Origin of the sequence: Brevibacterium sp. 91QC2O2 (assembly GCF_024580695.1) — a bacterium.
In the GTDB taxonomy this organism is placed as follows: Bacteria; Actinomycetota; Actinomycetes; order Actinomycetales; family Brevibacteriaceae; genus Brevibacterium; species Brevibacterium moorei.
On record NZ_JANIJY010000034.1, the window covers coordinates 1 to 23,106 of the forward strand.

The 23,106-nt window shown below is 67.5% G+C and carries 21 protein-coding genes; 17 read left to right on the forward strand and 4 right to left on the reverse strand.

The features are described 5' to 3' along the window. The first annotated feature begins 226 nt into the window (after window positions 1–226). Genes NQ036_RS14640 through NQ036_RS14665 form a run of 6 tightly spaced genes read left to right on the forward strand, consistent with a single transcriptional unit; the run spans window position 227 to window position 5,989 of the window. Entirely contained in the window at window positions 227–1,303 is a 1,077-nt protein-coding gene (locus tag NQ036_RS14640; protein ID WP_257059828.1) for a phytoene/squalene synthase family protein, read from the forward strand. Beyond that, window positions 1,300–3,165: an FAD-dependent oxidoreductase gene (locus NQ036_RS14645; RefSeq protein WP_257059830.1), complete on the forward strand. Its 1,866-nt coding sequence runs from the start codon at window positions 1,300–1,302 to the stop codon at window positions 3,163–3,165. The genes NQ036_RS14640 and NQ036_RS14645 overlap by 4 nt, the downstream gene beginning before the upstream one ends. Next, the gene (locus NQ036_RS14650; RefSeq protein ID WP_257059832.1) at window positions 3,162–3,509 is read left to right on the forward strand and encodes a lycopene cyclase domain-containing protein; all 348 of its coding nucleotides are present in this window, start codon (window positions 3,162–3,164) and stop codon (window positions 3,507–3,509) included. The genes NQ036_RS14645 and NQ036_RS14650 overlap by 4 nt, the downstream gene beginning before the upstream one ends. Then, entirely contained in the window at window positions 3,506–3,895 is a 390-nt protein-coding gene (locus NQ036_RS14655) for a lycopene cyclase domain-containing protein (protein WP_257059836.1), read from the forward strand. The genes NQ036_RS14650 and NQ036_RS14655 overlap by 4 nt, the downstream gene beginning before the upstream one ends. After that, window positions 3,879–4,781, forward strand: a complete 903-nt coding sequence (locus NQ036_RS14660; protein ID WP_257059839.1) for a prenyltransferase — start codon at window positions 3,879–3,881, stop codon at window positions 4,779–4,781. Before NQ036_RS14655 ends, NQ036_RS14660 begins: the two co-directional genes overlap by 17 nt. Continuing rightward, window positions 4,778–5,989, forward strand: a complete 1,212-nt coding sequence (locus NQ036_RS14665; protein ID WP_257049457.1) for an asparaginase domain-containing protein — start codon at window positions 4,778–4,780, stop codon at window positions 5,987–5,989. The genes NQ036_RS14660 and NQ036_RS14665 overlap by 4 nt, the downstream gene beginning before the upstream one ends. A 52-nt stretch (window positions 5,990–6,041) precedes the next feature. On the opposite strand, the gene NQ036_RS14670 is transcribed toward NQ036_RS14665, so the two are convergent. From NQ036_RS14670 to NQ036_RS14680, 3 genes are all read right to left on the reverse strand, one after another. Further along, window positions 6,042–6,809 carry a DUF402 domain-containing protein gene (locus tag NQ036_RS14670; protein WP_257049459.1) on the reverse strand — a complete coding sequence of 256 codons (768 nt, stop codon included), beginning with the start codon at window positions 6,807–6,809 and terminating at the stop codon, window positions 6,042–6,044. Next, window positions 6,806–7,327 (reverse strand): isopentenyl-diphosphate Delta-isomerase, encoded by a 522-nt coding sequence (idi, locus tag NQ036_RS14675; RefSeq protein ID WP_257049461.1) that lies wholly within the window; start codon window positions 7,325–7,327, stop codon window positions 6,806–6,808. Before idi ends, NQ036_RS14670 begins: the two co-directional genes overlap by 4 nt. A gap of 288 nt (window positions 7,328–7,615) precedes the next feature. Next, the gene (locus NQ036_RS14680; RefSeq protein ID WP_257059841.1) at window positions 7,616–8,230 is read right to left on the reverse strand and encodes a hypothetical protein; all 615 of its coding nucleotides are present in this window, start codon (window positions 8,228–8,230) and stop codon (window positions 7,616–7,618) included. A 163-nt stretch (window positions 8,231–8,393) separates the two neighbouring features. Between NQ036_RS14680 and NQ036_RS14685 the strand changes: the two genes are divergently transcribed. The 3 genes from NQ036_RS14685 (at window position 8,394) to NQ036_RS14695 (ending at window position 11,750) form a co-directional block, all read left to right on the forward strand. After that, window positions 8,394–9,461: a DNA adenine methylase gene (locus NQ036_RS14685; protein WP_257049464.1), complete on the forward strand. Its 1,068-nt coding sequence runs from the start codon at window positions 8,394–8,396 to the stop codon at window positions 9,459–9,461. After that, entirely contained in the window at window positions 9,461–10,309 is an 849-nt protein-coding gene (locus tag NQ036_RS14690; protein WP_257049465.1) for a hypothetical protein, read from the forward strand. The genes NQ036_RS14685 and NQ036_RS14690 overlap by 1 nt, the downstream gene beginning before the upstream one ends. 103 nt (window positions 10,310–10,412) lie before the next feature. Further along, complete coding sequence (locus NQ036_RS14695; protein ID WP_257049467.1) at window positions 10,413–11,750, forward strand: nitrate/nitrite transporter; 1,338 nt, start codon at window positions 10,413–10,415, stop codon at window positions 11,748–11,750. Between the two features lie 95 nt (window positions 11,751–11,845). On the opposite strand, the gene NQ036_RS14700 is transcribed toward NQ036_RS14695, so the two are convergent. Further along, on the reverse strand, window positions 11,846–13,348 hold the full coding sequence (locus NQ036_RS14700) for a hypothetical protein (protein WP_257059844.1): 1,503 nt from the start codon (window positions 13,346–13,348) through the stop codon (window positions 11,846–11,848). Between the two features lie 164 nt (window positions 13,349–13,512). Here NQ036_RS14700 and NQ036_RS14705 point away from each other — a divergent pair, with 164 nt between their 5' ends. From NQ036_RS14705 to NQ036_RS14740, 8 genes are all read left to right on the forward strand, one after another. Beyond that, window positions 13,513–15,096 carry a DHA2 family efflux MFS transporter permease subunit gene (locus NQ036_RS14705; protein WP_257059847.1) on the forward strand — a complete coding sequence of 528 codons (1,584 nt, stop codon included), beginning with the start codon at window positions 13,513–13,515 and terminating at the stop codon, window positions 15,094–15,096. Between the two features lie 87 nt (window positions 15,097–15,183). Beyond that, a complete protein-coding gene (locus NQ036_RS14710) occupies window positions 15,184–16,932 on the forward strand; it encodes an alpha-keto acid decarboxylase family protein (protein ID WP_257059849.1) in 1,749 nt (582 codons plus the stop codon). Between the two features lie 174 nt (window positions 16,933–17,106). Beyond that, window positions 17,107–17,880, forward strand: coding sequence for an amino acid ABC transporter ATP-binding protein (locus NQ036_RS14715; RefSeq protein ID WP_373566599.1), 774 nt, complete (start codon window positions 17,107–17,109; stop codon window positions 17,878–17,880). After that, a complete protein-coding gene (locus NQ036_RS14720; RefSeq protein ID WP_257049473.1) occupies window positions 17,880–19,049 on the forward strand; it encodes an NAD(P)-dependent oxidoreductase in 1,170 nt (389 codons plus the stop codon). Before NQ036_RS14715 ends, NQ036_RS14720 begins: the two co-directional genes overlap by 1 nt. A gap of 137 nt (window positions 19,050–19,186) precedes the next feature. Continuing rightward, complete coding sequence (locus NQ036_RS14725; RefSeq protein ID WP_257049474.1) at window positions 19,187–20,086, forward strand: glutamate ABC transporter substrate-binding protein; 900 nt, start codon at window positions 19,187–19,189, stop codon at window positions 20,084–20,086. Window positions 20,087–20,152: 66 nt separating this feature from the next. Continuing rightward, on the forward strand, window positions 20,153–20,815 hold the full coding sequence (locus tag NQ036_RS14730) for an amino acid ABC transporter permease (protein ID WP_257059853.1): 663 nt from the start codon (window positions 20,153–20,155) through the stop codon (window positions 20,813–20,815). Then, window positions 20,812–21,648: an amino acid ABC transporter permease gene (locus tag NQ036_RS14735; RefSeq protein ID WP_257049477.1), complete on the forward strand. Its 837-nt coding sequence runs from the start codon at window positions 20,812–20,814 to the stop codon at window positions 21,646–21,648. The genes NQ036_RS14730 and NQ036_RS14735 overlap by 4 nt, the downstream gene beginning before the upstream one ends. Window positions 21,649–21,690: 42 nt before the next feature. Continuing rightward, window positions 21,691–22,848: an aminotransferase class I/II-fold pyridoxal phosphate-dependent enzyme gene (locus tag NQ036_RS14740; RefSeq protein ID WP_257059855.1), complete on the forward strand. Its 1,158-nt coding sequence runs from the start codon at window positions 21,691–21,693 to the stop codon at window positions 22,846–22,848. Window positions 22,849–23,106: the final 258 nt, after the last annotated feature.

Sequence of the window (23,106 nt, forward strand, 5' to 3'; positions counted from 1 at the left end):
GGCTGACGCTCGTACTCGCGAACGAACTCACGGACCTCTTCGACGGTGAATCCCACAACGCTGACCATGCGAGATCACTCTCCTTTGCTTGATCGTGACTGACTCACAACCAGCTTGGCAAAGAGGGTACATACGCATATACGCGCATGTACTGCAGGTTTGCGCATGTGATGCGGCAGCGACCGGCCCGAGCCGTCCCACCATGCCGACATGAGATGATTTGCCTATGACCCAAGCACCGGCCCCGATGTACACGCGCGCGGCCAGACGAGCGGCCCGCACGGTGATCGGACGCTACTCCACCAGCTTCTCCCTGGCCTCCCGCCTGCTGCCCAGCCCCGTTTCGGAACGTATCGGCCACCTCTACGCAATGGTCCGCGTGGCCGACGAGGTCGTCGACGGCGCCTGGCCGGACGCCACCGGCGCACAGAAGATCGCGGAGCTCGAGGCCTTCCGCGCCCGCATCGTCCGTGCGGTGGACTGCGGTTTCTCCTCCGATCTGATCGTTCACGCCTTCGCCCAAACCGCCAGGGCGACCGGGATCACCGCCGAACTCTGGGACCCGTTCTTCGCCTCGATGGCCGCCGACGCGGACCCCGAACCCCACACCCCCGAAACGCTGGCCGCATATATCCACGGTTCCGCCGAGGTCGTGGGACTGATGTGCCTGCGCATCTTCCTTGCCGACGCACCGGTCCCACCCGCGCGCCTGACCCGGCTGGAGGACGGGGCCCGGGCCCTGGGCTCTGCGTTCCAGCGCGTGAACTTCCTGCGCGACCTGGCCGAGGACGCGGACGAGCTGCACCGCGCCTATCTGTGCGCATGCCCCGAAACCGGGGAAACACCCCCGGATACCGGGGCATCTTCCCGGTTTGGGGGCATGAACGCCACTGGCATGAACGCCGAGGCCAAGGACCGTGAAGTCGCCATTATCCGCGCAGACCTGGCCAGGGCGGCGGCCGTCATCGACGAACTGCCCGCCCCCGTACGGCCCGCCGTCTGGGCGGCCCACGACCTGTTCGCCGAACTCACCGAGCGGCTGGATGCCGCACCGGCCGAACTCCTGGCCACCTCCCGGATCCGGGTGCCCGATGCGAAGAAACTGGCGATCGTGGCCGGTGCCGTGTGCCGGGGCGCGACCTCCCGCTCCGGGCAGGCGGGCTCCCCGACACGCACTCTGCTGGAGCGCGCCCTGCTGCCGCACGCCCCGCGCAGCCTGCGCCGAAAGAGCCGGCAGCAGGCGGACCAAGCCCGGGCGGACCAACACCGTACAGACCCGCATGACGAGGACCGGCACGCATGAGAATCGGTGTGATCGGCGGGGGGATCGCGGGTCTGGCCACCGCCACCCTGTTGGCCCGCGCGGGCGCCGATGTGGATCTGTGGGAGAAGAACCCGCAGCTCGGCGGCCGCGCCGGCATCATCGAGGACTCCGGTTTCACCTTCGACACCGGGCCCAGCTGGTACCTGATGCCCGAGGTCTTCGAGCACTTCTTCAACCTGTGCGGCACCTCGACGGCCGAACAGTTGGACATGATCACACTGGACCCCGGCTACCGCATCTTCGATACGGCCGGCTCCGGTTCCATCGACGTCCCCGGCGCCATCCCGACCGGAGGTCACAGCCCGGCGGCCCCGACCGCCCCCATCCACACCGGATCGACCGGAGGTCACGGGGTCCCCCGCGAGCGCGTGCTGTCCCTGGCCGAGTCCCTCGAACCCGGTTCGTCCCACACGTTGGACGCCTACCTGGACGAAGCGAGCGACACTTACCGGCTCGCCCTCGACTCCTTCCTCTACACGACCTTCACGGGCGCGCGCGGCTACTCCGCACTGGCCTCGGCCCGGGTGCTCAGCAGGCTGCCGCGGTTGCCGGGACTGCTGGCCGGCAGCCTGGGGCACCGCGTCGAGCGGACGGTCGAGCACCCGCTGCTGCGCCAGATGCTGGGCTATCCGGCGGTCTTCCTGGGCACCGAGCCCCGGCGCGCGCCCGCGCTGTACCAGCTGATGAGCCATCTGGATCTGGTCGACGGCGTGCAGTATCCCCTGGGCGGGATGCACACGATCATCACGGCGATCGCGGATCTGGCGCGGGCCGCGGGCGTGTGCATCCACACCGGCGCCGAGGTCGTGGCAGTGCGGGCGGACCGCCCCACCTCCCGCGGCATGCGGGGCTCCGGCCGGAGCGGCAGTGTGCACGAGGTGCTCATCCGGCGCTCGACCCCGCGTCCGATCCCGCTCTCGACTCCACACGGGGATCCGGCGGGAACCGGGCCCTCGCTGGAGTCGGTGCCGCTGGACTTCCTGGTCGCGGCCGGGGACCAGCACCACTTCGAGACGCGTCTGCTGCCCGGATGGGCGCGCACCGTGCGTCCCCAGGCCTGGGGACGCACGGTGCCTGGTAGGGCGACTATCCACAGCCCGGTGACGCACGGTGGCACACGCGAGCGCGTGGCATCGGCGCTGGGAGGCCGCAAGGACCCCGGCTTCGGGGCGCTGACCCTGATGCTGGGGGTGCGCGGACGCCTGCCCGAGCTGACCCACCACAATCTGTTCTTCACCCGCGACTGGGACCGCAACTTCGACCAGATCTTCACCGAGCGCGTCCTGCCACAGCCGGCCAGCGCCTATGTGTGCGCACCATCGGTCACGGACCCATCGGTGGCACCGGCGGACTGCGAGAACCTGTTCGTCCTGGTCCCGGTGCCCGCCGATGAACAGCTGCGCGCGGGCCGGAACGACGTCGAGGACTATGCCGACGGCATCGTCGCTGCCATCGGCGCACGCATCGACACCCCGGATCTGCGTGAGCGCACACTGGTCCGCCACCTGCTGGCTCCCGGTGACTATGCGCGCGCCTATTACGCCTGGTCGGGCACCGCACTGGGACCGGCGAACACGCTGTTCCAGTCCGCCATGTTCCGCGGGCGCACGCTGAGCCGGCGCGTGGGGAACCTGGCCTATGCCGGAACCTACGCCGCGCCGGGGGTGGGTCTGCCGATGGCGCTGATCAGTGCGGAGAACGTCCTCAAGGCCCTGTTGGACAACCGCTCCACACATCCGCTGGAGCCCGCGGCACTGCGCAAAGAAGCCCTGCGCGGGGAAACACCGTGCCCGGGAACACTGCAGCCGGGCGCCGGCCGCACGGGGGTACAGCACCCATGACCTTCGCCTACCTCGGCTGCCTGCTGGGCGGGCTAGCCTGCATGGGATTGCTGGACTGGCGCTTCAGCCTATTCTGGTTCGCCGATGCCCGCCGCGCCGCCTGGGTGCATGGGATCGGCTTCGTGTGCTTCATCGCCTGGGACCTGCTGGGGATCGGCTTCGGCGTGTTCACCCGCGGCCCCAGCCCCTATCTGTCCGGCATCGAGATCGTCCCCCACCTGACGCTGGAGGAACTGTTCTTCCTGGCCTTCCTCATCTGGTGCACCATGGTCCTCTACACGGGATCGGCGAGGATCCTGCACACCCTGCGCAAGCGCCCCGGCGACTCAGGGGACAGACGATGACCTATACCCTGATCAACCTGGTCTTCCTGGTCCCCGCCGCCGTCGTGTTCGGCGTGGCGCTGCGCCGCGGCCGGCAGTCGCGCCGCGGCGGACTGTCGTGGCGCGCGGGGCTGAGCGCCGCCGCGATCCTGTTCGCGCTGACTATAGTGTTCGACAACATCATGATCCTGGTGGGGTTGATGGAGTACAGCAGCGCACACTCCAGCGGAGCGCGCATCGGCCTGATGCCGGTGGAGGATCTGGCCTACTCGCTGTTCGCCGCCCTCGCCCTGCCGGCGCTGTGGAGCCTGTTGGGTCCGAAACCACAGCGCGGGCAACCGAGTACCCTGGCCGATACAGGCGAGTCGTCGACGGGAGGAACGCACACGCATGCAGACGAACGCTGAAACCATCCACACGGCAGACGGTCACGCATCCCTGGGCGATGTCATCCGCTCCTCGCGGCCGATTTCCTGGATCAACACGGCCTTCCCCTTCGGCGCCGCCTACCTGCTGGCCGGCGGCGGCCCGGACTGGACGTTCTGGATCGGCTGCCTGTTCTTCCTCATCCCCTACAACCTGGCGATGTACGGCATCAACGACGTCTTCGACTACGAATCGGACCTGCGCAATCCACGCAAGGGCGGCGTCGAGGGGCACCTGGTGCCACCGGGCCACCATCACACGATCATCACCTCGGCCATCCTGAGCTGCCTGCCCTTCATCGCGTACTTCGTGGTCGTCGGCTCCTGGGCGATGGTCGGCGTGCTGGCGCTGAGCCTGTTCGCGGTGGCCGCCTACAGCGTCAAGGGGCTGCGGTTCAAGGAGGTGCCGATCCTGGACTCGGTCACCTCGTCCGTACATTTCTCCTCCCCCGCCTGGTTCGCCCTGGCCTGCGTGGGCGCCTGGCCCGACGCCACCGGCGCCCGCGTGCTGCTGGCCTTCTTCCTGTGGGGCGTGGCCAGCCAGGCCTTCGGCGCGGTGCAGGACGTGGGCCCCGACCGCGCGGCCGGCCTGAAGTCCGTGGCCACCGTGCTGGGCGCCAGGGCCACCTGCCAGCTGGCGGTGCTGCTCTATGCGGTGGCCGGCGTCCTCGTCGCCTTCGCGCCCTGGCCCCTGTGGCTGGGCTCGCTGCTGGCCGTGCCCTATCTGGTGATGGCCGGGCGGTTCTGGAACATCTCGGACGAGGACTCCGCCCGTGCGCACGACGGCTGGAAGTTCTTCATCCGCATCAACTACGTGGTGGGCTTCTTCACCACGGTCCTCATGATCATCTGGAAGGTAGTTCTGTGACAGACGCTGCACCCGCCGGCTTCCCGGCCGCTCCCGCCGCCCATGACGGGTCCGCCCCGCTCATCCACTTCCTGGCGCTGGGCGGCACGATCGCCTCGGTCCCGGCGGATTCCGGGAACGCCGGCGTGACCCCACAGGTAGGGGCCGAGGCCATTGCGGCTGCCGCGCGCCTGGACACCCTGCCGGGCACCGGGCTGGCCGGCGGTCCGGGACCCGAGCTGCTGGGCCCGGAGGGCGCGCCGGCCGGCGGGGTGCGCGTGACCTTCGAGCAGATCGCGCAGGTGGGCTCCGGCGCGATCACCCTGGACCACCTGGCACGCGTTGTGCGCGCCACCCGCAGAGCCGCTGCGGCGGGCGCCCGCGCCGTGGTGCTCACGCAGGGCACCGACACCCTGGAGGAGTCCGCCTTCGCGCTGTCGGTGATGAACGATGCGGGCATCCCGATCGTGCTGACCGGCGCGATGCGCGGGCCATCCCTGCCAGGCGCCGACGGTCCCGCGAACGTCCGCGCGGCCGTGGTCACCGCGCTCGACGAGCAGATGTCGTTCCTGCCGGCCGTGCTCGTGTTCAACGACGAGGTGCACGACCCGACGTTCGTGCGCAAGGCGCACGCGTCCTCGGCGTCGACCTTCACCTCGGGTCCCGCAGCCGGGCCCTTGGGCTGGGTGTCCGAGGACCAGCTCGTCCTGGCGCATATGCCCGCCCGGGTGCCCAGCCCCTTCGGCGTGCCCGAGCAGGAGCCGGGGCCGGAAGGCGCGGCGGGCGCTGGAGCGAACGGCGCGGCGGCCTCGGGCGAGCCTGGCACCGAGCTGCCGGAGATCGCCGGGCGCGGCACCTATCCGGACGTCGCGCTGATCGAGGTGGGCATGGGCGAATCGCTCAAGCTGCTGTCGTACCTGCCGGATGCGGGCTACGCCGGCGCGGTGATCGCGGGTGTGGGCGGCGGCCATGTGCCGTTCTGGGCCCTGGGCGAGGTCGAGGCCCTGGCCAAGCGGGTGCCCGTCGTCTATGCCTCGCGCACCGGCTCGGGCCGGACCCTGGAGTCCACCTATGGCTATCCGGGCTCGGAGTTGGACCTGCAGCGGCTGGGGCTGATCCCCGCGGGCTTCGTCGATGCCAGGAAGGCCCGCCTGCTGTTGACCCTGGCGCTGGCCGCGGGCGCCGAAAGCGAGCAGATCGCCCAGGTCTTCGCCTTCTTCCGCGGGTAGGTTCCCACTCGATGGGGCATGCGTTCATCGAATGTCCCGGCACCGTGAAGTTCTAAACCCCGAGGGGCCCCCACGTTTCGGGAGCCCGCCACCGCGTCCATTCCGGGGAGAACGCCCAGTGGGCCGGGTGTGCCCCGTCTTCGAGGGCAGCCAGCGCGATCTGCGAGTTCGCGCGGATCCGCTCCGTGATCCGGGGTGTCCACATGCCGAATTCGACCGCGCCGGCCAGCTCATCCTCATCCTTGAAGCGCCGGCTCCCATCGGGGCGCACCACCACGTCGAGGATGTGGTCGGCGGTGAACAGGTCTGCTGCGACTCCGACGTCCCCGCTGTCCAACAGCCGGTGCTGCTGTTCGAGGTTGATGTACCAGGACTTGTGCGCCCCGGTGCGGTCGCGGAAGACCCAGACGGAGAAGGGGCTGTCCGCCGGCACAATGCGCAGCACCCCGCTGCCGTACCAGGAGCCCGGCACCTGCACCCGGGTGGGCGGATCCGGCACGAAGCGCACGTCGAAGGGCACCAGGTGCGGATTGATGTCCGCGTAGCCGACCAGCCGGGACTCGACCGTCACACTGTCCCCCGCCAGCCACAGCACGATGCCGCGCTCATCGTGGGCGACCACGCGCAGCGGCTGGACGACCTCGGTCAGGTGACGCGGGTAGTCGTGGCGGCGGAAGTGCCAGCGCACCACATCGCCGTGTTCCAGGTAGGGGCCCGAGGCGACCGGCCGGGTGCCGACCGGCAGCTCCAGTCCGAAGGGGTCGGTGGCACCGCGCACCGACTCCGAGGCGCCAGAGCCCTCTGCGCCCGAAGCCCTCACGCCTGGCCCACCAGCTCTTCCCACTCCCAGCCCAACCAGGGGCTGAAGGCGAAGGGGGTCGCGCGCAGCGCCTGAGTGAGTTGCTCGGGGGCGACCCAGGCGAAGTCCATGACTTCGTCGGCGCGGGCACGCACATCGCCGTCGATCTGCGCGGTGTAGACGGGGCAGATCTCGTTCTCCACGATGCCCGAGGCGTCGATCGCACGGTAGCGGAAGTCCGGCAGGACCTCGGTGATGTCGGTGATGCGCATACCCAGTTCGTCCTGGGCGCGCCGCGCGATGGCCTCGGTGTCGGGTTCGTCCGGACCGGGGTGCCCACAGAAGGAATTGGTCCACACGCCGGGCCAGGTCTTCTTGCTCAGCGCGCGGCGGGTCAGCAGGATCTGGCCCTGTTCATTGTGGACGAAGCAGGAGAACGCCCGGTGCAGGGGCGTGTCCTCCGTGTGCACGGTCGCCTTGGGCGTGGTGCCGATCGGATTGCCGGCGTCGTCCAGGAGTACGACCAGTTCTTCGCTCATTGCGCGCGGGTCCCTTCGAAGATGCTGTTGGCTGTGTGCCGTATGACTGTGTGCCGGGGGCCCGGATGCGCAATCGCACTCGGTATCCTCGGCGGTCATCCCATCCTAATCAACGGCACTGTCACACCGTTCATTCCGGTCACACCCCTGAATGACTTCCACTACTTACCGAAGTGGTGAAAATCCGGCATTTCGGCTCGGAAATCAACATTTCGGTAAGTAGTGGAAAGAGAGGGCCCGGGAGCCGTCGTCAGCGGAGTGGAGCCGGGGCTCGCACTCCGGGGGATCTCACCGCTTGGAGGCGCGGTAGCCGGCATGACGCGCGGCAGCTGCCGAGGAGAAGCACTCCTCCGGGTTGGTCCGGTCGTAGTAGGTACCGCCGGGCACATGGTAGATGCCGGACTGGTTCCCCTTGATCGGGTACGCCCTGGGGCAGTTCCAGCCCGAGGGGACGTAACGCGTCCCGCGCTTCTTCTTGGCCTTCGCATTCGTCTTGATCACCTTGAGCGTCTGCTTCTTGGAGACCTTGTAGACCTTCTTCTTGCCCTTGAGCGAGTACTTCACGGTCGTCGTGACCTTGTATGTGCCGGCCTTGAGCTTGACGGACTTCTTGTTCTTCGCGACCGTCTTCTTGCCCTTCTTGACGGTCAGCTTGGCGGACTTGACCTTGACCTTCTTGCCCTTGGAGTACTTGGGCTTGACGGTGGCCTTGGCGGATCCCTTGACCTTCTTATTGGGGATCTTCTTGACGGTGACCTTCTTGGCCGCCGAGGTCGCGGCCTGGGCCGTGGCGACCGTCGCCTCGGGTGCCAGGGCCTGGATGGCGGGGGTGCCACCGGCGACGAGGCCGAGGGCCACTGCCGCAGAGACGAGGACGCGGGAGATGCGGGATGTTGCGCTCATATTCACTTTCATGAGTGGGTCCGCCCAATGCGGACTACCTGAGCAGAACTTTAGCGGAAGCTCCGAGAAACATAAGGTGAGGTGCATTACAGTGCGATGGCGAGGAGCACCCCGTATGTCGGCGGAACAGTCCGATGTCAGACCTCCCGGCTAGCATGGTCGCATGACCACTAGCCCGCTCCAGACACCCACGCTGTTCGATGATCCTCTACAGCGCGCCAGGAGCTTTCCGCGTCTGCGGTACATGGGATCGAAGTACCGGCTACTGCCCGCGCTCTGGGAAGTCTTCAATCACGTGGGTGGCACCACTGCGGTTGATGCTTTCTCCGGATCCGGAGTGGTCTCATATCTGTTGAAGTCCATGGGGTTCTCCGTGGTCAGCAATGACTTCCTCCATTTCCCCACGACGATCACCCGGGCCACGGTAGAAAACCAGCACGCCACCCTACCTACAGACCTGGTGGAGAAGATCTGTGGACCGGCAGCAGATGACCGCGACTTCATCCAGAGCACATTCGACGGATTGTACTTCAGCGCCGAAGACAGGGCATTCCTCGACTCGGCTTGGTCCCATATCGACCAGTTGGACGACTACACCCGCGACATCGCGCTTGCCGCCTTGGTTCTGTCCGCCGCCCGCAAACAGCCGCGAGGCGTCTTCACCTTCACCGATTCGTCCCGCTATGCCGATGGCCGCCGCGACCTCCAACTCCCACTGCACCAGCACTTCCGCGAACACGTCACAGATTACAACTCAGTGGTCTTCGAATCGGAGCGGACCAGCATGTCCGTCCATGGAGACGTGTTCGAACTCCCGCAGGACTCCCCCGACCTGGTCTACCTGGACCCGCCCTATGCCCCGCCCAGTGACGACGCCGACTATATGAAGCGCTATCACTTCCTCGAAGGCCTCAGCCTGTACTGGCGCGGAGTCACCATCATGGAGAATACGAAAACCAAGAAGATCGAGAAGAAATACACTCCCTTCGCATACAAACGGACGATTGAAGATGCGTTGGACCGCACTTTCGACAAGTTCAAAAACGCCGGGGCGATCATCCTGTCCTATTCGTCGAACGCGTTGCCCGGACGCGACCGCATCATTGAAATCCTTCAGGCCTACAAACCGCGGGTGGAAGTACGCGAAGTAGACCATACCTATGCGTTCGGAACGCACTCCGCTGCCACCAGACGAAACGTAACCGAATACATCTTCGTGGGCAGGGACTGATGAGCACTCCTGTCACCTTCGACGACTATCTATCCTCGCTCGGCCGATTGACACCCCATATCGACCCGACTTCGACAACTGCCCAAACAGAAGCGATCAAGGGTGCAGCCCAGAGCCTTGAATGCATACAGGAGATCAGCGTAGAGGCCCTTGCCGATTGGGTTATCCGCTACCCGGCAGACGTCCCCGTCCTCGGGCTCATGGTCGGGCTCAGCCAGGAAAAGCTCAAAAACGCCCTGCGCAACCGCTTCGACACATCCGGCTGGACGACCTTGGCCAAAGCAGAGCCCGAAGCTCTCATCACCTGGTTCGATGAAGAGTTCGACCTGGTCAGGCTGACGGCCGCACAGCTGAACCACTCCTACACCCTGGGCGACATCTTGGTGGCCAGGGCCGGTACCAGAGTCACGGCTACCCGTGCGGGCGTATCAGGGCGCAGAGTTGAGGACCGAATCGAAGCGGTAGCCATCGAGCTCGGTCTGCCCTATGCCACTCGGACACGATTCACCGGCCGCAATAACCGCAGCGCGCCGTGCGACCTCGTGATTCCAGGAACTGCGGACCCACAGATCGTCGTAGCGGCCAAGGGATTCGATTCAACCGGAAGCAAGCTGACCGATGCGGTCAGGGAGATCGAGGAAATGGCAGAAGTCCGCTTGCCCCGCCAATACGTTATGGCAGTCATCGACGGCATCGGCTGGAAGTCCCGTCAATCGGACCTGCGGAAGATCCATCAGTTGTGGACCGACCGGCAAATCGACGGAATGTACACCCTGAAATCCCTCGACACATTTCGGGATGATCTGCGATCCGCCGCGTTGAGGACGGGGCTGCTTCCAAAGGTCTAATCGGATCACTTCCAGCCGCCGCCCCCGCACCACACCCACCCCACCCCGCTCCCATCGCGGACAGCACCCCGACCCAATCGGGAGACATGTATAGCATGGCTATATGTCTCCCCGCTCACACGCTCAGCCCACCCCAGCACATCCCCCCAAGGCCCCCGGCATCCTCTTGTTCGTGCTCGTCGCGACCATGGCGATCGGCCCGATCTTCAACTACTCGCTGGGCGCGCTGAGTTCCGAAGTGGTGCGGACCTATGGCATCACCGAGGGACAATACGGCCTCATCATCACCCTGCTGTTCATCATCGCCGGCGGCAGTTCGATCGTGCTGGGCATCCTGTCGGACCGCATCCCCGTACGCCTGCAGATCACTCTGATCTTCCTGACCATGGTCGTCTCCTTCCTGGTCAGCATCACGGCCCCGACCTATGCGGCACTGCTGGTCGCCGCGGTCTTCGCAGGCCCCGCGGCGGCCCTGTCGAACCCCGCGACCAACCGGATCATCGCACACAGCGTCCCCCTGCGACAGCGCGGCGCATGGATGGGCTGGAAGCAGTCGGGCGTGCAGTTCGGCCTCCTGTTCTCCGGTTTGACAGTCCCGCTGGTTGGCGGCCTGGCCGGCTGGACCGGCGTCGCCATCATGTGCGCGTCCGTCGCCGGCGTACTGCTGGTCGTCGCTTGGTTCGTCATCACCCGCCTACAAAACTCCCCCACCGAGGCCACCACCCGGCAGGTGCTCCCCGAGGACGCGACGGACGCCACCGACTCCGGCGCGGAACCCGCCGGGGCACCCCGGCCGAGCGATACCGCCGGCCCGGCCGAGGCCTCGGCCGGGGAACCGCAGCCGGCGCGCCTGCCGCTGGCCGTCTGGCTGTTCGCCGTCTGCTCCTTCCTCAACGCGGTGGGCACGCAGGGCCTGAACGCCTACGCCTCGCTGTTCGCCGTGCAGACCGTCGGATTCCCGATCCAGTTGGCCGGCCTCCTACTGGCCGCGATCGGCGTGGCCGGCATCCTCAGCCGCAACGCCTGGGGCCGGATGGCAGGCCGCTTCGCCCGGCCCGCGGCGATGATCAAGACGATGAGCCTGGGCGGAATCGTCGGCCTGGCCTGCCTGGCCGCCGTCGCCCTGTGGCACATTCCCGTGTTCCTGTGGCTCGGCGTGCTGCTGCACGCGGCGTTCCCCCTGGCGGCGAACGTCGTCATCAACTCCGGCGTCATGGCGGTTGCGCCGAGGTCCAAGATCGGTGTGGCCTCGGGCCTGGTGGCCGCCGGGATGAACTTCGGGTTCGCCGTGGGCCCCGTGCTGGTGGGCTTCGGTTTCGACAACTGGAACAGCTACCTGCCCGGCTGGATCGTACTGGCGATCATGTACGCCGCCTGCTTCGCAGTGGCCGTGTGGTTGGGCCGCGCCCAAAGGGGACACGGCGCACCCGCGGTGGGCTGAGCACTGCCCAGCCGACCACCAGCCGTCCGGGCGCCGGCCAGCCGCCCCTTCCCACCTCGTGTTTCACGTGAAACACCACTCAACCGACACACCACTCAACCCGCGGCCGGCTCCCCCACCTGCAACGAGCCCGCACCGTGCCCGGACACCCAATCGCGCACAACGCCGTGCCGATCGATGTGGACAGTGGGTCCCGTTGTCGATGAGGAGACGACCTCCGCGCCCGACTGCACGGCCCGAATCGCCAGGTCGGCCGCGTGCAGCCGCTGTTGCAGGGGCCCGTAGGCGGCGTCGTTGATCGGCACCAGCACCAGGTCGGCCTCCCCGATCCGGGCGACACTGTCCGGATAGTGCATGTCATAGCAGACGTAGGCCGTCACCGCGCGCCCCGCCAGCCGCACCGACCCGGCGGAGTACTCCCCCGTGCCGATCTCGTCCGGGGCGATGTGGAGCTTCGCATTGACCAACACCTGGCGCCCCTCGGCGTCGACCATGATGACCCGCTTGAGGTGGTCCGCACCGCGCACCTCGACGGCGTGGAAGACGATGGCCACGTCCAGCTCGCGGGCCGCCTCGGCCACCCGGGGCCGCAGATCCCAGGACAGCGAGTTCTCCGGCCATACGACCACGGTCGGCCCCGCCGCGGCGCTCCGCGCGCCGGATTCCTCCAGGGCCGCCGAAGTGGCCCGTTGCAGTGCGCCGACGTCCTCCCGAGTCGCGGGCACATCGACGCCTCCGGCGGTCGGTTGCTGGAGCGCGAGGATCCGCGCGGGACCCGACGCCGGCCCCGCACCGGGCATCCGCCAGACTATGACGTTGGCCCCGGCGACCACGCCCATGAGCACCACGGCGAGCGCGGGACCGGCCAGCGTCCGCGCGAGGCGCGCCCGCGGAGTCGGCAGCGCTCGACCGGCGAGCCCGGCCCTGCCGGCGGACGGCCTCCCGCTGGCCGGCAAGGTCCCGCCAACAAGCGCCGCCCGCCCCACGCCCACGAGCAGCCACGCGATCAGCGCATTGGCCAACACGACCGCGGCCTCGAGCGTGGTCTCGCCGCCGAGGGGGCCCGGCCCCAGGCCCGCCAATTGCAGCACCCCGCTGTTGCGCCACACCGCATACCCCAGGTGCGGGATCCACCAGTCCTGCGTCACGGGCAGGTGCATGCGGACGAATGTCAGCGCGGGCCAGCAGACCACCAGCAGGGCCAGCACGAACGGGAATGCGAGCCGGCGCAGTTCGAACAACCGGAACAGATTGGCCGCCAGCGCCACATAACCCACGCTCGCCAGCACGGCCAGCCACACGGGCATGAAGGTGTAATACCAATACGTGGTGGGCAGCAGCCAGGCTGCGAAGAAACACAGTCCGGCCGGGTAGCAGCGTCGCGGGGGAATCCGCCGGGCCAGGGCCAAGGACGGGGCGATGGCACAGAAGGCCGGCAGCTGGAGCCACCACACGTCGAGGAAGGTCGCCAGGGCGACCATCGCCCCACCGGCCGCGAAGACGAACCACGCGCCCTTACCGAGGAGCACACCGGACGGTCGGCCACCGAAGCCCGCCGCATCGCCCGCCGCGCCGCGCCTCACTGTGTGATCGGCCATGTCCGAACCCCGTCCCCGGGCCGACTGTGGCCCGTCACCCAATCATCGTAGTAGCGGCTCAGCAGTCACACCGCCCAGAACGGTCTAAGGTGGACCTCGGCCCGCGCACGGTCGGACCGGTGCGCAGCGGACAGTTGCACCAGGGCCGATCCGAAGGGAACACCATGCCCACACCACCGAACAACGGCCACTTCGCACATTCGGGCACGCACGAACAGGCGTGGCCGGCACTGTGGTCGATGATCATCGGCTTCTTCATGATCCTGGTCGACGGCACCATCGTGTCGGTCGCGATGCCGCGCATCGCCGGGGACTTCGACCGCAGCGTCACCGATGTCATCTGGGTCGTCAGCGCCTATCTGCTGGCCTATGCCGTGCCACTGCTGGTGACCGGGCGGATGGGAGACCGCTTCGGCCCCAAGCGCGTCTACCAGATCGGCCTGGTCGTCTTCACCCTGGCCAGCCTGTGGTGCGGCCTGTCCGGCGGGCTGGCCATGCTCATCGTGGCGCGCGTGGTCCAGGGCCTGGGCGCAGCCCTCATGTCCCCGCAGCCCATGGCCGCCATCACCCGCCTGTTCCCCGTCGAACGGCGCGGACCGGCGATGAGCGTCTGGGGCGCCACCGCCGGCGTGGCCACCCTGGTGGGCCCGATTCTGGGCGGGGTGCTGGTCGATGCGGTCGGCTGGCAGTGGATCTTCTTCATCAACGTACCCATCGGGATCGTGGCCTTCATCCTGGCCGAACGCAATGTCCCGCGCATGGCCGTGCACTCCCACCGCTTCGACATCCTGGGCGTCTTCCTGTCCGCCGTGGGTATGTTCCTCATCGTCTTCGGCATCGAGGAGGGCGCGAAGTACCGCTGGGGCGTCATCACCGGGATCCTCTCCATCCCCCTGCTGATCGGCCTGGGCGTGGTGTGCATGGTCGTCTTCGTGATCTGGCAGGGGGTGCAGCGCCGCACCGAACCACTGGTGCCGCTGCGCCTGTTCCGCGACCGCAACTTCACCCTGGCCAATGTCACGGTGGCCACGATCGGCGCGTCCATCAGCACCTTCGCGCTGCCGCTGGTGACCTGGGCGCAGACCGTCCCCGGGTATTCGCCCGCACAGTCGGCCCTCATCATGGCACCGCTGGCGGTGATCGGCGGGGCCCTGTCGCCCATTGTGGGCAAGAACCTCAACCGGTGGAGCCTGCGCTGGACGGCCTGCATCGGGTTGGCCTGCTTCGGCATCGGCCTGGCGCTCGAGGCCGCGGTCATCTCGACGAATCCGCATTGGCTGTGGGTCGCCCTGGCCTCGATCCCGATGGGCATCGGCAACGCCGCGATGTGGGCCCCGCTGTCGATGCTGGCCACCCGGAACCTGGGCCCGCGCGAGGCCGGGGCGGGTTCGGGCATCTTCAACACCACGCGGCAGATCGGCTCCGTGGTGGGAGCCGCGGCGGTCGCGGCGATGATGACGGCGCGTCTGAACACCCGGCTGGCCGAGGCAGCAGCCGGGATGGGCGGTACCGGCGACTCGGGTGGTGGCGCGGGTTCCGCCGGGACCGGCCAGGCCGGCGCTGGTGCCGGCGATGCGGGTGCCGGTGCGGTCGAGCAGGGGGCGGGTGCGGCCTCGCTCCCGGACTTCCTGCACGGCGCGTTCTCCCAGGCCATGGGCGACACGCTCTTCCTGCTGGTGGCGATCGTGGCCGCGGGCGTCGTCGCCACCCTGTTCATCAGCTCGGGGCGGGCACAGCGCGCGAAGTGACGGGGCGGGTGCAGCGCCTGGGGTGACTGCGCACACGTAGGCTGGAGCCCTATTCATTCATCCGCCTTGTACACAAAGGAGGCACCCATGCGCATGCCCATCGGCGAGTTCCTGCTCACGCGTCTGGTCCAGGCCGGCGTCACCGAACTCATCGGCGTCCCCGGCGACTTCAACCTCAATCTGCTCGAGCAGGTCCCGCAGGTTCCCGGCATCCGCTTCGTCGGAACCACCAATGAGCTCAATGCCGCCTATGCAGCAGATGGCTACTCGCGGGCCCGCGGCCTGTCCGCCCTGCTGACCACCTATGGAGTGGGCGAGCTCAGCGCTCTGAACGGGATCGCGGGGGCTGCGGCCGAACACCTGCCGGTCGTCTCCATCGCCGGTGCGCCCCCGCTGTACGCCACCGAGGGCCGCTGGGAACTGCACCATTCGATGGCCGACGGCGACTTCAGCAATATGCTCTCCTCGATCGGCCAGTTCACCGCCGCAGCCGTGCGCATCACCCCGATCAACGCGGCCGAGGAGATCGACCGGATCCTGCACACCGCGATCCGCGAGAAGCGCCCTGTGCACATCCAGGTGCCCAGCGATATCTCGCATCTGACGATCGAGGTCCCCGACGCCCCCTTCGACCCCGGACTGCCGAGTTCCGATCCGGAACGTCTGGCCGCCGCGGCCGATGCCGTGCTCGAGCTATGGGCCAGGGCCCAGCGCCCGGCCATGCTGATCGACCAGGATGCGGACCGCCACGGTTTCGCCACGGCTCTGCAGGCCCTGTCCCGCCTGACCGGCACGCACTATGCGCAGTTGGGCACCGGCAAGGGGATTCTCAGCGAACACGATCCGCTGTTCCTGGGCACCTATGGCGGGGCCAACTCCCCCACCGGGGTACGCCTGGCGATCGAGGACGCGGACTTCCTGCTGACCACCACACCGCGCTTCATCGAGACGAACTCCGGCTCCTTCACCCATCATCTGCCCCAGCAGGCGATCGTCGACATCGGCGACCAGCACGTCAGCGTGCACGGCGCCGAATACGTGGGGATCACGGTGAGCGAGCTGCTGGCGGTGCTGGTCGAACGCCTCGAGGACGGTTCGGGGGCCGCTGCGCCGGGCGGAAGCGCCACGGCGGGTGACACCGCCGCCGGAGCCGGCGTGGCCTCGGCCCCGGAGGCACCCGCCGCAGACGTGGCCGGCCCGGACATGCCCGGCCCGGACGCCCCGCTGGACCACGCGCGCCTGTGGCCCCGGATGGCGGCCTTCGTGAACCCCGGCGACACGGTGATCGCAGAGGCCGGGACCTCGCACATCGGCCTGTCCGTGCAGACGCTGCCGGAGGGCGTGCGCTACATCAACTCGGGCATCTGGGGTGCGATCGGCTTCACCCTGCCGTGCCTGTTCGGTTCCCAGCTGGCCGAACCGGAGCGCCGGCACCTGCTGTTCATCGGCGACGGCTCGTTCCAGCTGACCGCGCAGGAACTGTCGACGATCCTGGCCCATGAGCAGGCGCCGATCATCTTCCTGCTGAACAACCGCGGCTATACGATCGAGCGCTGGATCATGGGCATGGACGCCGCCTACAACGATGTGGCCGACTGGGACTACGCCGCTCTGCCGCAGGTGTTCAAGCGCGACTCCGCGATGCGCAGCCACCGCGTGCACACCTTCGGGCAGTTGGAGGAGGCGCTGGCCGCCGCCGGCGCGGCGCAGGAGCGCGGCGTCGGTTCGTTCGTGGAACTGCACCTGGACGCCGAGGACGCGCCGGCCGGGCTCAAGGCCTTCGGTCCCGCGACGGCCCGGTTCGACTACGGCCCGCGCGGTCCGGTCAACGGCTGAGCCGCACGGACGCCGGCATCTTTGGACCATTTGTCTCAGATTGGACCGGACGAACGGCCCAATCTGAGATAGACGGTGCGAAGTTGCCGTGCACCGAAACCGCAAACCCGCCGCACACCCGATAGACGTGATACCTGTCACATTCATGAAACATCGACTCACTACGGTAGCCGCATGACATCGACTGCACAGACCCCGGCCGCAGCCGGCACCGAAGCCCTGGTGGACATCCGCAATGTTGAGAAGTACTACGGAGACTTCCACGCACTCAAGGACATCAACCTGCAGATCGCCCCCGGCGAGGTGGTGGTGGTGATCGGGCCCTCGGGCTCCGGCAAGTCCACCCTGTGCCGGACGATCAACCGGCTCGAGACGATCGAGTCGGGCACGATTTCCGTCGATGGTGCACCCCTGCCGGCCGAGGGCGCGGCGTTGGCGAATCTGCGCTCGGAGGTCGGCATGGTCTTCCAGTCGTTCAATCTGTTCGCGCATATGACGATTCTGGAGAACGTGACCCTGGGTCCGATCCGGGTGCGCCGGCTGTCGAAGGCACAGGCCGAGGCCGAGGCGATGGAGTTGTTGGCCAGGGTGGGGGTGGATCATCAGGCGCAGAAGTATCCCGCGCAGCTCTCCGGTGGGCAGCAGCAGCGTGTGGCGATTGCGCGGTCTTTGGCGATGAAGCCGAAGGTGATGCTCTTCGATGAGCCGACCTCGGCTTTGGATCCGGAGATGATCAACGAGGTCCTCGATGTGATGGTGGGCCTGGCCAAGGAGGGGATGACGATGGTGGTGGTGACCCATGAGATGGGGTTCGCGCGCAAGGCCGCGGATCGGGTGGTGTTCATGGCCGATGGGCAGATCGTGGAGGTGGGCACGCCCGAGGAGTTCTTCACCAATCCTCGCTCGGAGCGTGCGCAGACGTTCTTGGCCCAGATCCTCGGCCACTGATGCGAACGGCTCGAACAACCGCCGGCACCACGGCCCCCGAAACCCCCACGGGATCCGCGCCCACCCACCCCATGCGGGACCTAGCCCGCGCCGCGGCTCTGACGGACCCGGCCCCCGATGCCCCGATCGTCTGGGTCTCCGAACCCATCGCGGCCTCGGCAGTGGCCGAACTCTCCGACTTCCTGGTCGTCCCCGGCTACGGCCCCACCGCGGTGCCGTACGCGCGGATCGCCCCGGTCGTGGCCGCCGTCATGCTGCGCAGCAGGGCCTTCCCCGCCGCCGAGGTCGCGGCCGGCACGAGCCTGCGGATCATCGCCAGGCACGGAGTCGGCTTCGACGCCGTGGACATCGGCGCGGCGGCCGCCCGCGGCATCCCCGTGACCAACACACCGGGCGGCAATGCGGTGGCCGTGGCCGAGCTGACCCTGGCCCTGATCCTGGCGGTCTACCGCCGCCTGCCGATCGCCGCACACGCCACCGACCGGACCCCGGACGGCTTCGAGGCCCTGCGTGGGCACAACGTCCAGGGCAAGACCCTGACCCTGGTGGGCGCGGGCTCGATCGCCAGGGCGGTGGCCGTCCGCGCGCTGGCCTGCGGAATGCGGGTGCGCCTGGCGATCATCGACTCCGCGGACGTGGACCGGGTCGAGCGGATCCGCCGGACGGCGGCGGAACTCTCCGAGGTGGCCCCCGCACTCGGCTCGGCCGAAACCCCATCCGGCTCGGCCGCGGCACCGACAATCGAAACAGTCGAGGCCATCGACCTGGATACCGCCCTGGCCGACACGGACGTGCTCAGCCTGCACGTTCCACTGAGCGACCGGACCCGCCACCTGATCGACGCTGCGGCCCTGGCCCGGCTGCCGGACAGGGCGATCGTCGTCAACACCGCCCGCGGGGGCATCGTCGACGACACGGCCCTGGCCTCGGCCATCGCCGCAGGGGATCTGGCGGGCGCCGGGCTGGACTGCACAGAGGTCGAGCCGGTTCCCACCGACCACCCACTGCGCAAGCTGCCGGGTGTGATCGTGACCCCGCACATCGGCGCACTGACCGCGGAGACCGCCGACATCGTGGGCTGCCAGGCAGCTCGGCAGATCGCCGCTGTGCTACACGGCGGCCGGCCGCAGCACGTGGTGAATGCGCATCTGCTGCCCGCGGCGGACTGATCCGGCGCCAGACTGACGCCATCGGAACCCACCCGCTTCGAAACACCTCCGAAACACGCTCTTCGCTCGACCGATACACCCCACTCCTAGGCTCACTATCAGTGATGCACATCACACTAGAAGAATGTGAGTACCAAATGAAGAAGCTCGTCACCGGAATCCTGTCCATCACCGCAGTGGGCGCCCTGGCCCTGACCGGCTGTGGCAAATCGGGCAGCCCCACCGATTCCGCCGACGGCGGCACGGAGGCGCCGGAATACACCGTCGCCTCCGATGTGAAGCTCGACGGCAGCCCCACCATGAAGCGGATCGAACAGAACGGCAAGATCAAGATCGGCATGGCCATGGACTCGCCGGGCCTGAGCTACAAGGGCACCACGGACAAGGAGCCCAAGGGCTACAACGTGGAAGTCGCCAAGATCGCAGCCGCCTCCCTGGGCCTGGGCCCGGACAAGATCGAATACGTCGACACCTCCACGCCCAACCGCGAACCGTTCCTGCAGAACGGGCAGGTCGACATGGTGGTCTCCAGCTACACGATCAACGATGAGCGCAAGAAGGTCATCGACTTCGCCGGCCCCTATTACAACGCCGGCCAGGACCTGCTGATCAAGGACGACGACGATTCGATCAAGTCCAAGGGGGACCTGGCCGGCAAGACCGTGTGCTCCACCGCCGGCTCCACCCCCGCACAGAACATCAAGGCGAACTTCAAGGAGACCAAGCTGGTCACCTACGACAACGGCAGCAAGTGCCTATCGGATCTGCAGAGCGGGAACGTCGACGCCTACACCACCGACGACATCGTGCTGCGCGGTTACGCCGCCGCCAATGAGGGCCTGAAGGTGGTGGGCGATCCGTTCACCGAGGAGCCCTACGGCGTCGGCCTGCCCAAGGGCGACAAGGAGATGCGCGAGGCGGTCAACGACGGCCTGGAGAAGGGCGGGGAATCCGGCAACGGCGATATGAAGAAGGCCTGGAGCTACGTCTTCAAGACCGAGGACGGCTACCAGGACCCGAAGGTCGACCGCTACTGAGCCCGGGGCCCGGGCCGGCTCGGAACCGGCCCGGGTACTCCGTCCTGCCGAGGGAGAACCCCGCCCATGTCCCTGAGTCAACTCATCGTCAACTTCGGCCACGGCATCCTGGGCACGCTGCAGATCTTCGTCCTGACATTGATCCTCAGCCTGATCCTGGGCGCCTTCCTGGCCGTCCTGCGGGTCAGCCCCGTGCCGATCTTCCGGTTCGTCGGCGGCCTGTACGTCAACATCATCCGCAACACCCCCGGCGTGCTCATCCTGTTCTTCTGCGCGTTCGGCCTGCCCTACCTGGCGGTGCGGTTCAGCTCCGATCCGGGTGTCAATTCGTACTTCTACGCGGTCCTGGCCCTGTCCCTGTACACCGCGGGCTTCATCTGCGAGGTGTTCCGCTCCGGGATTTCGACCGTGCCGCTGGGCCAGTCCGAGGCGGCACGGGCCATCGGCCTGCGGTTCGGCCAGTCGTTGCGCTTCATCATCCTGCCCCAGGCCATCCGGACGGTCATCCCGCCGTTGGCCAGCGTCATCATCACGATGCTCAAGTCCACCTCGATCACCTCGGCGTTCAACAACCAGGAGATCATCTTCGCGATGCAGAACGCGATCGAGAAGCGCGGAGACATCGTCGTGCCGATCCTCATCGGCACCGCGGCCGTCTACATCGTGTTGAACTTCCTGCTGGGCCGCGCATTCAAACTCATCGAGAAGAAGGCGGTGATCCTGCGATGACGAACGCGGCCCTGGCCCACTTCGACGTCCCCGGTCCCAAGCAGAAGCGCACCATCAACATCGTGTCCGTCATCGGCACCGTGGTGTTCATCGGCCTGATCGCCTATGTGATCTACCGTTTCCAGGTGACCGGCCAGCTGGACCCGAAGAAGTGGGACCCCTTCACCTATTCCGATATCCAACTGGCCCTGCTGCAGGGCCTGTGGTCAACCATCCGGGTTGCTCTGATGTCCGCGGTGCTCACCCTTGCGATCGGCTTCATCTTCGGCCTGGCCCAGTTATCCCGGGTCAAGGCCGTGGCCGGCACCGCCACCGTGCTCATGGAGCTGTTCCGCGGAGTCCCCGTGCTGCTGCTCATCTTCATCATGTTCTACATCGGTGCGGGCAATCTGAGCCCCTACTGGTCGGTGGTGCTGGGCGTGGCGGCCTACAACGGCATGGTCGTCGCGGAGATCATCCGCGCCGGCATCCTGTCGGTGCCGGCCGGCCAGCAGGAGGCGGGCAAGTCGATCGGCCTGCGCAGCCCGCAGATCATGATGCTCATCCTGCTGCCACAGGCCCTGCGCGCAATGACGCCGACCCTGGTCAGCCAGATGGTGGTCATGCTCAAGGACTCCGCACTGGGCTACCTGGTGACGTACACCGATCTGCTCTACGTGGTCAACAACATCGGCCGCGACTTCAACAATCTGCTGCCCACCTTCATCGTGGGCGCCGCCCTCTACGTGGGGCTCAACCTGTGCATTTCCGGTGTGGCGAAACTGCTGGAGATGCGACAATCGCTCAAACTGTCCTTCTCACTCAAGGGCGTCGGCCCCGCCGCCCGCCAGTAAGTACCGTGGCACTATCCGCACCGAAGCGAAAGAGGAATGTCCGTGTCCACTGACTCCCCCGCCCTCTACACCCCCGCCGCCGATCTGGCCGCCATGATGGCGGCCAGCCTGCGCGGGGAGGCCACCTCCTACCCCGCCGACTGCGTCGACATCTCGAAGGGCGAACCGGATTTCGATACGCCGGCGCCCATCATCGACGCCATGACCGATGCGCTGCGCTCGGGCTATACGCACTACACCTCGCTGGTGGGCGACCCCGAGCTGCGCGCGAAGATCGCCGCGAAGTACGCCCACTGCCCCACGCCGCCGGATGCCGCCGATGTGCTGGTGACCCACGGCGGGGCGGCGGCCATCATGTCGACCATGTCGGCCGTACTCAATCCGGGCGACACCGTGGTCATCCCCGAGCCCACCTTCTCCGTCTACGCGGACACCGCCAGGTTCCGGCAGGCCAAGGTCGAGTTCGTGCCGCTGACCGCCGATCTGCACCTGGACCTCGACGCACTGCGCACGGTCCTGCCGGGGGCCCGGCTGCTGGTCCTGTGCAATCCGGGCAATCCGACGGGTGCCGTGTGCTCCCGGGCGGACCTGGAGGCGGTGGCGGACATGCTGGCCGGCACGGACACCCTGCTCCTGGCCGACGAGGCCTATGAGAACTTCGTGTTCGAAGGCGAGTTCACCTCTGCGCTTGACGTGCCGGGGCTGGCCGAGCGCACTATGCTGGTCCAGACCTTCTCCAAGTCCTATGCGATGACCGGGTGGCGGCTTGGCTACGCCATCACCCCACCGGGGGTCACGCAGGTGGTCCAGCGGATGCACCGGCTGATGAACGGCAGCGTGTCCACCGCGGGCCAGCGCGCCGCGATCGCCGCGCTGGATCTGGGCGAGGCGGGCTATGCGGACATGGTGGCGACCTTCCGGCACCGCCGCGACTACGTCTCGGAGCGCCTGGACGACATGCCGGGCGTCACGCACGTCAAACCGCAGGGTGCCTTCTACACACTGTTCGCCTATCCGCAGGACCTGCCCAGCACCACGATGCTGGCCCGGCTGGGAGAACGCGGGGTGGCGCTGCGGGCCGGTGCGGAATACGGGCCATCCGGCGAAGGCCACCTGCGCCTGTCCTTCGCCGCGGACATGGCGACCCTGGTCCGCGCCATGGACATCATCGAACTGGGGATCAAGGAGATCGAGGGGTAGGCATCTTTGGGCCGTTTGTTTCAGATTGGGCCGGACGGGCGGTTTCAGGGGGTGGTTGCAACACCGGTGTGCTCAGGCCTCAAGGACCTCCCGCATCCGCTCCGCGGGCGTACGCCATTCTAGCGTCTTCCGGCTCTTCCGGATTGAGGGTGTAGAGAATTATCCGACAGGGGTAGGTGTGTCGTAGGGGGTGTGAAGAAGGCCCCGCGGTGAGAATGGGAATTGTCTAGAAACCGATTCCTCACCACAAGGCCTTCG

What these genes read in the sequence shown, in the direction of transcription:
- NQ036_RS14640 (WP_257059828.1), top strand. Translation starts at nt 227, where the DNA reads ATGACCCAAGCACCGGCCCCGATGTACACGCGCGCGGCCAGACGAGCG.
- NQ036_RS14645 (WP_257059830.1), top strand. Translation starts at nt 1,300, where the DNA reads ATGAGAATCGGTGTGATCGGCGGGGGGATCGCGGGTCTGGCCACCGCC.
- NQ036_RS14650 (WP_257059832.1), top strand. Translation starts at nt 3,162, where the DNA reads ATGACCTTCGCCTACCTCGGCTGCCTGCTGGGCGGGCTAGCCTGCATG.
- NQ036_RS14655 (WP_257059836.1), top strand. Translation starts at nt 3,506, where the DNA reads ATGACCTATACCCTGATCAACCTGGTCTTCCTGGTCCCCGCCGCCGTC.
- NQ036_RS14660 (WP_257059839.1), top strand. Translation starts at nt 3,879, where the DNA reads ATGCAGACGAACGCTGAAACCATCCACACGGCAGACGGTCACGCATCC.
- idi (WP_257049461.1), bottom strand. Translation starts at nt 7,327, where the DNA reads ATGAGCGAAGAACTGGTCGTACTCCTGGACGACGCCGGCAATCCGATC.
- NQ036_RS14680 (WP_257059841.1), bottom strand. Translation starts at nt 8,230, where the DNA reads ATGAGCGCAACATCCCGCATCTCCCGCGTCCTCGTCTCTGCGGCAGTG.
- NQ036_RS14685 (WP_257049464.1), top strand. Translation starts at nt 8,394, where the DNA reads ATGACCACTAGCCCGCTCCAGACACCCACGCTGTTCGATGATCCTCTA.
- NQ036_RS14690 (WP_257049465.1), top strand. Translation starts at nt 9,461, where the DNA reads ATGAGCACTCCTGTCACCTTCGACGACTATCTATCCTCGCTCGGCCGA.
- NQ036_RS14695 (WP_257049467.1), top strand. Translation starts at nt 10,413, where the DNA reads ATGTCTCCCCGCTCACACGCTCAGCCCACCCCAGCACATCCCCCCAAG.
- NQ036_RS14700 (WP_257059844.1), bottom strand. Translation starts at nt 13,348, where the DNA reads ATGGCCGATCACACAGTGAGGCGCGGCGCGGCGGGCGATGCGGCGGGC.
- NQ036_RS14705 (WP_257059847.1), top strand. Translation starts at nt 13,513, where the DNA reads ATGCCCACACCACCGAACAACGGCCACTTCGCACATTCGGGCACGCAC.
- NQ036_RS14710 (WP_257059849.1), top strand. Translation starts at nt 15,184, where the DNA reads ATGCGCATGCCCATCGGCGAGTTCCTGCTCACGCGTCTGGTCCAGGCC.
- NQ036_RS14715 (WP_373566599.1), top strand. Translation starts at nt 17,107, where the DNA reads ATGACATCGACTGCACAGACCCCGGCCGCAGCCGGCACCGAAGCCCTG.
- NQ036_RS14720 (WP_257049473.1), top strand. Translation starts at nt 17,880, where the DNA reads ATGCGAACGGCTCGAACAACCGCCGGCACCACGGCCCCCGAAACCCCC.
- NQ036_RS14725 (WP_257049474.1), top strand. Translation starts at nt 19,187, where the DNA reads ATGAAGAAGCTCGTCACCGGAATCCTGTCCATCACCGCAGTGGGCGCC.
- NQ036_RS14730 (WP_257059853.1), top strand. Translation starts at nt 20,153, where the DNA reads ATGTCCCTGAGTCAACTCATCGTCAACTTCGGCCACGGCATCCTGGGC.
- NQ036_RS14735 (WP_257049477.1), top strand. Translation starts at nt 20,812, where the DNA reads ATGACGAACGCGGCCCTGGCCCACTTCGACGTCCCCGGTCCCAAGCAG.